The sequence below is a fragment of the Ensifer sp. EB106-03-01-XG145 genome (assembly GCF_058792075.1).
On sequence record NZ_JBYTEC010000001.1, the window covers coordinates 1751754 to 1759200 of the forward strand.

Below are 7447 nucleotides of genomic sequence, written 5' to 3' on the forward strand. Positions count from 1 at the left end.
GTTGCGGCGAGGGCGGTTCCTGCCAATTCATCGCCACCTGACGGTTTCACACGGCGGACCAATCGGTTAAACAGGGCCAGAGCGGAATGAGGAAAGTGTGCGCGGTTTTCCGCCCGCGTTCCGCTCTAGCTTATTAGAACAGGTCACGATGATTTCAGGTCGATTCGACCTGAAATCATCGTGACCTGGGTCGCATGCCGATATGGGAACGCATGGTGTCGCTGAAAAAAGGTCTGTTCGTAACATTCGAAGGTGGGGAAGGTGCCGGCAAGTCGACGCAGCTTCGTCTTCTTGCCGAATCCCTGCGCGGGCGCGGCTACGAGGTGCTGACGACACGCGAGCCTGGCGGTTCAGCCGGCGCCGAAGCGGTGCGCCACGTGCTTCTTTCGGGAGCCGCGGAGGCCTTCGGGGTCAGGATGGAGGCGATCCTCTTTGCAGCGGCCCGGAGCGATCATGTCGAAGAGGTCATCCGGCCGGCGCTCGACAAGGGTACGATCGTGCTGTGCGACCGTTTCATGGATTCTTCGCGCGTCTATCAGGGCATCACCGGCAACCTGGAGCAAAGCTTCGTCGAAAGTCTGGAGCGTGTGGCGATCAACGGTGTCGTGCCGGATCGGACCGTGATTTTCGATCTGCCGGCGAGCATCGGCCTCGAGCGGGCGCAACGCCGCGCCGGGGACGACAATCCTGATCGTTTCGAGAAGGAGCAGCTGGAGACGCATGAGAAACGGCGGGACGCCTTTCTCGATATCGCCAGGCGCGATTCCGAGCGATGCCGGGTCGTCGATGCGACGCAGCCTGTCGAGGCCATCGCCACCGAGGTGCTTTCCCTCGTCGAGGCCCTCCTGCCGCATGGCGACGGCACCGACACGTCGACCGAGGAAGTCGTGTCATGAGCGCGGAAAGAGGCGGCGTCCTGGATGGCGCCATCGCGCCCGCCGAGAACAATCGACTGTTCGGCCACGAACAGGCGGAAAGCTTCCTGGCGCAGAGCTATCGCTCCGGCAAGGGACACCACGCGATCCTGATCGAAGGGCCGGAGGGGATTGGTAAGGCGACGCTTGCCTTTCGCTTTGCGCATCACATCCTGAAACATCCGGAACCCGCGGAAGCGCCTGAAGCGATTTCCGATCCCGATCCGGCTTCCGCCATCGGGCGGCAGCTCGCCTCGGGCGCCTCGCACAATCTCTTGCACCTGAGCCGCCCGATCGATGAGAAGACGGGCAGGGCGAAGGGCGCGATCACCGTTGACGAGGTCCGACGCGCCGGCAAGTTCTTCAGCCAGACGTCAGGTACGGGCAACTGGCGCATCGTCATCATCGACCCGGCGGACGACCTCAACCGGAATGCGGCCAATGCCATCCTGAAGATCCTCGAGGAGCCGCCGCACCGCTCGCTCTTCCTGGTGCTGACGCATGCGCCCGGAAAACTGTTGCCGACGATCCGCTCGCGCTGCCTGCCGCTGCGGCTGAAGCCGCTCGACGTCGCGCCGCTCAGTCAGGCTCTGGCGCATCTCGGTTTCGATCTCGAAGGCGAGAACGCCGAGCGCATCGTCGCGGCCGCCAATGGCAGCGTCGCCGAAGCGCTGAAGCTCATCAATTATGGCGGACTGGAAATTACCGCGACATTCGAAGGAATCCTCGCAGGGCAGGGCCCGGCGGTCCGCAAGGACATGCACAAGCTGGCCGACGTGCTCTCGGGCAAGGACAGTGAAACGATCTTCGAATTCTTCCAGGCTCTCGCAAGTGACCGCATCATGCGCGACGCGCGGGAGGCCGCGATTGCGGGAGACATCGTGCGCGCCGAGCGCTTCGCGCGGCTTTCGGCTTCCGTGACCGAGCGGCTGACCGTCAGCGACGCCTACAATCTCGACCGCAAGCAGACCATCCTGTCGCTGCTCGACGATTTGAAAGCGGCGCTATAGCGCCGCCTGGAAGCGCCACTTGCGCTCGATTGCCGCCTGCAGGTCGAGCTTGTGGTGGTGGGCGAAAAGCAGCACATGCCCGAGCAGGTCGGCGGTCTCGTCGGCCATCAGGGACCTGAGTTCGTCCGTTGATTTCCCGTTGCGTCGGCCGCGGCCGCTGAGCTTGTTCCAGACCTGCGTCAGCTCCCCCAATTCCTCCTGCATCTTCAGGATGAACCAGTCGGGATCGCGCTCGATCCCGTGCACGCCGGCATAGCCGGCGGAGGCGGTTTCAAATTGGCTGCCAAGTCGCTCCAGCATGATTCACCCTCTTCCGTCTGTTTCTGTTTTGTTCTAGGTCGCGCATGCGGATTACGCAAGGCTGGCTGCGCCAGCGGCGACCTCTCCGACCGGGCTTTTCACGGATCGCATGTTTCTTCCTTTGAGCGTATGCGCTAAGAGCGTGCGTAGCTTAATCCGAGATAGATCGAATCCGCCTATGAGAGACACGTCCCCTTTCTACATCACCACCGCGATCTCCTACCCGAACGGCCGGCCGCATATCGGCCACGCCTATGAGTTGATCGCGACGGATGCCATGGCGCGCTACCAGCGCCTAGATGGACGTGACGTGTTCTTCCTGACCGGCACCGACGAGCACGGCCAGAAGATGCAGCAGACGGCACGCAAGGAAGGCGTGACTCCGCAGGAACTGGCCGACCGCAACTCCGCGGAATTCCAGAAGATGGCCGTGCTATTGAATGCGTCCAACGACGACTTCATCCGCACGACCGAGAAGCGCCATCACGATGCGTCGCAGGACATCTGGATTCGCATGGGCGAGGCGGGCGACCTCTACAAGGATTCCTACGCCGGCTGGTACTCTGTGCGGGACGAAGCCTACTACCAGGAGAACGAGACCGAACTGCGCGACGATGGCGTCCGCTACGGCCCGCAGGGAACGCCCGTCGAATGGGTCGAGGAGCAGAGCTACTTCTTCCGCCTCTCCGCCTATCAGGACAAGCTCCTGAAGCACTATGAGGAAAATCCTGATTTCATCGGTCCGGCCGAACGCCGCAACGAGGTGATTTCCTTCGTGAAATCGGGTCTCAAGGATCTCTCGGTTTCGCGCACCACCTTCGACTGGGGCATCAAGGTTCCGAACGACCCGGCGCACGTGATGTATGTCTGGGTCGACGCGCTGACGAACTACATCACCGCGACCGGCTATCTCGACGATCCCAAGGGTCCACGCGCCAAGTTCTGGCCAGCCAACATCCATGTGATCGGCAAGGACATCATCCGCTTCCACGCAGTCTATTGGCCGGCTTTCCTGATGTCGGCCGGCCTGCCGCTGCCCAAGCGCGTCTTTGCCCATGGCTTCCTGCTCAACAAGGGCGAGAAGATGTCGAAGTCGCTCGGCAACGTCGTCGATCCGTTCAACCTCGTCGAACATTTCGGCCTCGACCAAATCCGCTACTTCTTCCTGCGTGAAGTCTCATTCGGTCAGGACGGCAGCTACAGCGAGGAGGGGATCGCGACCCGCATCAACTCCGATCTCGCCAACGGCATCGGCAACCTGGCGAGCCGCTCGCTGTCGATGATCGTCAAGAACTGCGACGGCCAGGTCCCGGTCTGCGGTACCTTGACCGACGAGGACAAGGCGATGCTGGCGGCGGCAGATGCGCTGCACGAGATCACGCGCGACGAGATGGGCAATCAGATGATCCACCGGGCGCTGGCCGCGATCATCGCCGTCGTCTCCGAGACGGACCGCTACTTCGCCGGCCAGGAGCCCTGGGCCCTGAAGAAGACCGATCCGGCCCGCATGGGAACCGTGCTCTATGTAACGGCGGAAGTGGTGCGCCAGATCGCCATCCTCTTGCAGCCCTTCATGCCGGACTCGTCGGCAAAGCTGCTCGACCTGGTGGCGGCGCCCGCCGACAAGCGCGACTTCGCAGCCCTCGGCGAGGCGGGACGTCTCGTGTCGGGCACGCCGCTTGAAGCGCCGAAGCCGGTGTTCCCGCGCTACATTGCACCGGAAGCGCAATAAGGCACTTTGAGCATGCTGATCGATACCCATTGCCATCTGGATTTTCCCGATTTCGAAGCGGAGCGTGACGCCATCGTCGCGCGGGCGCATGAGGCGGGTGTCGAGCAGATGATCACGATCTCGACCCGCGTGAAGCGGTTCGAGACGATCCTTGCGATCGCTGAGGCCTATCCGAATGTCTTCTGTTCCGTCGGCACGCATCCGCACAATGCGGATGAGGAACTGGACATCACGACTGAAGATCTTGTCCGGCTGTCGGTGCATCCGAAGGTGGTCGCGATTGGCGAGGCGGGTCTCGACTATTTCTATGACAACGCTCCGCGTGACGCCCAGGTCGAAGGCCTGCGCCGGCACATTGCCGCAGCGCGCGAAACCGGTTTGCCGCTCGTCATTCATAGCCGCTCGGCCGACGAAGACATGGCGGCGATCCTGACCGAGGAAACAGGGAAGGGGGCCTTCCCTTTCCTTCTGCACTGCTTCTCGTCCGGCCCTGACCTCGCGCGTATCGGCGTCGAGCTCGGCGGCTACGTCTCCTTCTCGGGCATCCTGACCTTTCCGAAATCCGAAGAGTTGCGCGAGATCGCCAAGACCGTGCCGCACGACCGGATGATCGTCGAGACCGACGCGCCTTATCTCGCGCCGAAGCCGTTCCGCGGCAAGCGCAACGAGCCGGCCTATGTCGCCCATACGGCTGCCGTGCTCGCCGAAACGATCGGTGTGAGCAACGGGGAGATCGCTAGGATCACCACGGAAAACGCCTTCCGCATCTTCTCCAAGATGCCGAGGGTCTGACGTGGCGTTCCGGCGCGCCTTCACCATTCTCGGCTGCGGCTCGTCGCCGGGCGTGCCGCGCATCACCGGTGACTGGGGCGCCTGCAATCCGGACAATCCGAAGAACCGGCGCATGCGCGCCGCTTTGCTGGTCGAGCAGACCGCGCCCGATGGTGGCAAGACGACCGTCGTCATCGACACTGGTCCGGATTTTCGCGCGCAGATGGTTGCAGCAGGGGTGCACCACATCGATGCGGTGCTCTACACCCATTCCCATGCCGATCATCTGCATGGCATCGACGATCTGCGCGGTTATGTCATTGAAAACCGGAGGCGGGTGCCGATCTGGGCCGATGCCTATACGATGGGGCGAATCCGCGAGGGATTCGGCTATTGCCTGGAATCACCGCCCGGCAGCGGTTACCCACCGATCGTCGAGCCGCGGATCATTCCCGACGATCTATCGCCTGTGGTGATCAACGGTGCCGGCGGGCCGATCCCGTTCCGGCCGCTGATGCAGTTTCACGGCAACATCCATTCGCTCGGGTTCCGAGTCGGCGACTTTGCCTATTGCAGCGATGTCAGCGACTTTCCCGCCGAAACCGTCGCCAAGCTCGACGGTCTCGATCTGTTGGTTCTCGACACCCTGCAGTATAAGTTCCACCCGAGCCATCTGTCGCTGGTGCAGTCGCTCGGCTGGATCGCCAGACTGCAGCCGAAGCGGGCGGTACTGACGCACATGCATGTGCCGCTGGATTACGACACGGTTCAGGGCGAAACGCCCGATCATATCGAGCCGGCCTACGACATGATGCGGCTCGAATTCGACGTCGGCGATCCGACGTCTGGTGACGCGTAAATCAGATTAGCATTCTTATCTAATATACGGATTCACTTGGAGAAATAGGGCGCCAGATTGGTGCGGATACGCTCCAGAACCGATGCGCCTGAAAGGTCCGGGACAAAGCGCTGACCGGTGATCGTCTCGAAAGCCTCGATATAGACCGCAGATGTCTGCTCGATGAGATCGACTGGAATTTCTGGGATCGGATCCTTGTAAGGGTCGCAGCGCGCGGTGACCCAGGCGCGCACGAAATCCTTGTCGAAGCTTTTCGGGCGCTCGCCGCGTTCGAAGCTCTGCTGGTAGCTGTCGGCGATCCAATAGCGGCTGCTATCGGGCGTATGGATCTCGTCGGCAAGAATGATCGTGCCGTTTTCGTCGGTACCGAACTCGTATTTGGTGTCAACGAGGATCAGGCCACGTTCGGCGGCGCGCTGCTGGCCACGGGCAAACAGAGCCAGCGCATATTGCCAGACCGTATCCAGCTGCTCTTTCGTCAGCAGTCCTTGCTCGAGGATCGCTTCGGCCGAGAGCGGCTCGTCGTGACCGCCGTCGAAAGCCTTGCTGGTGGGCGTGATGATCGGCTGCGGCAGCTTCTCGTTGTCGCGCATGCCGTCCGGCAAGGTGATGCCGTACATCTCACGTTCGCCATTGCGGTACTTGGTCAGGATCGAGGTGCTGGTGGTGCCGGCAAGATAACCGCGCACGACGACCTCAACCGGCAGAATGTCGAGCCGCTTGCCGATGACGACATTGGGGTCCGGATAGCTGACCACATGGTTCGGGCAAATGTCGGCGGTTTCCTCGAACCAGTAGCGCGCGGTCTGCGTCAGCACGTGACCTTTGTTCGGGATCGAGGTCAGGATGACGTCGAAGGCGCTCAGCCGATCCGTGGCGATGATGATACGGTTGCCATCGGGCAGATCGTAGTTTTCGCGAACCTTGCCTTTGTAGCGGTTTGGCAGTTCTGGAATGAAAGCATCTGAAAGAACGCGCAATTCGCTCATCACATCTGGCCTTGAAAGTGGTGCTTCGGTGCTGGAACGCTAAGCAGGCCGGAAAGGCCGGGTCAAGCGCGGCAAGGCAAGGATCAGCCGCAATCCATGTTTTCCGGCATATTCGGTAGTTCCATAATCTATCTTATGTGATCCTTGTGTGTAGCGGCATTTTAGAGATGCGACATATGAGCCAGTTAGAGATGCGACAGTCGTCGCCTCTCGGGATGCTGGTCAAACGTCAACGTTTGGAAGGAAGACTGGCGACGTGAAGCGTGGTTGAGACCATGAGCGTTCGGAGTCGTCATGTCTTGTTTGATCACCATGTCGCAGAAAGAATTGCATCGTCTTGAACTGATCCAGCGGATTCGTGGGCGTAGCCTGACCGTCGTCGAGGCGGCCGAGCTGCTTCGTCTTAGCCGCAGTCAGGTCCATCGGCTGTTGCAGGCCTATGACCTGGCCGGCGCCGACGGTCTTGTTTCGAAGAAGCGCGGCCGTCCGAGCAACCGGCGTCACAGCGAGGATTTTCGCAACCTGGTGCTCGACCTGGTGCGTGAGCATTACGTGGATTTCGGACCGACGTTGGCCGCCGAGAAGCTGCTCGAACGCCACCGGATCGCCGTCAGCAAGGAGACGCTGCGTCAGTGGATGATGGAAGCCGGCCTCTGGGTGTCGCGCCGCGAACGCAAGAAGCGGGTCTTCCAGCCGCGCGGCCGGCGCGATTGTTTCGGCGAACTGGTCCAGATCGATGGGTCGCATCATTGGTGGTTCGAGAACCGTGGTCCCAAATGCGCCCTGCTCGTCTACATCGACGATGCCACCGGCAAGCTGTTGCACTTACGCTTTGCGGGCTCGGAGAACACCTTCGACTATCTGCACGCGAC

General features: G+C 61.5%; 8 protein-coding genes. 6 read left to right on the forward strand and 2 right to left on the reverse strand.

Annotated features, from left to right (window positions below; all coding sequences use genetic code 11):
* The first annotated feature begins 215 nt into the window (after window positions 1-215).
* Both tmk and AC3WWH_RS08575 read left to right on the forward strand, forming a co-directional pair.
* Entirely contained in the window at window positions 216-896 is a 681-nt protein-coding gene (tmk, locus tag AC3WWH_RS08570; protein WP_373419872.1) for a dTMP kinase, read from the forward strand.
* Window positions 893-1924, forward strand: coding sequence for a DNA polymerase III subunit delta' (locus AC3WWH_RS08575; RefSeq protein ID WP_058322493.1), 1032 nt, complete (start codon window positions 893-895; stop codon window positions 1922-1924). Before tmk ends, AC3WWH_RS08575 begins: the two co-directional genes overlap by 4 nt.
* On the opposite strand, the gene AC3WWH_RS08580 is transcribed toward AC3WWH_RS08575, so the two are convergent.
* The gene (locus AC3WWH_RS08580) at window positions 1919-2224 is read right to left on the reverse strand and encodes a nucleoside triphosphate pyrophosphohydrolase family protein (RefSeq protein ID WP_058322494.1); all 306 of its coding nucleotides are present in this window, start codon (window positions 2222-2224) and stop codon (window positions 1919-1921) included. The two genes, AC3WWH_RS08575 and AC3WWH_RS08580, sit on opposite strands and share 6 nt — an antisense overlap.
* 178 nt (window positions 2225-2402) lie before the next feature.
* On the opposite strand from AC3WWH_RS08580, the gene metG reads away from it, so the two are divergent.
* Genes metG through AC3WWH_RS08595 form a run of 3 tightly spaced genes read left to right on the forward strand, consistent with a single transcriptional unit; the run spans window position 2403 to window position 5586 of the window.
* Window positions 2403-3956 carry a methionine--tRNA ligase gene (gene metG, locus AC3WWH_RS08585; RefSeq protein WP_058322495.1) on the forward strand — a complete coding sequence of 518 codons (1554 nt, stop codon included), beginning with the start codon at window positions 2403-2405 and terminating at the stop codon, window positions 3954-3956.
* Between the two features lie 12 nt (window positions 3957-3968).
* Entirely contained in the window at window positions 3969-4748 is a 780-nt protein-coding gene (locus tag AC3WWH_RS08590) for a TatD family hydrolase (RefSeq protein ID WP_058322496.1), read from the forward strand.
* Between the two features lies 1 nt (window position 4749).
* Entirely contained in the window at window positions 4750-5586 is an 837-nt protein-coding gene (locus AC3WWH_RS08595) for an MBL fold metallo-hydrolase (RefSeq protein ID WP_057256049.1), read from the forward strand.
* 32 nt (window positions 5587-5618) lie between these two features.
* Here AC3WWH_RS08595 and AC3WWH_RS08600 read toward each other — a convergent pair whose 3' ends face one another.
* Window positions 5619-6566 carry a phosphoribosylaminoimidazolesuccinocarboxamide synthase gene (locus AC3WWH_RS08600; protein WP_057256106.1) on the reverse strand — a complete coding sequence of 316 codons (948 nt, stop codon included), beginning with the start codon at window positions 6564-6566 and terminating at the stop codon, window positions 5619-5621.
* Window positions 6567-6869: 303 nt separating this feature from the next.
* On the opposite strand from AC3WWH_RS08600, the gene AC3WWH_RS08605 reads away from it, so the two are divergent.
* Window positions 6870-7447, forward strand: a 578-nt coding sequence (locus AC3WWH_RS08605; RefSeq protein ID WP_492376905.1) for a helix-turn-helix domain-containing protein, incomplete at its 3' end; no start/stop codon positions are given.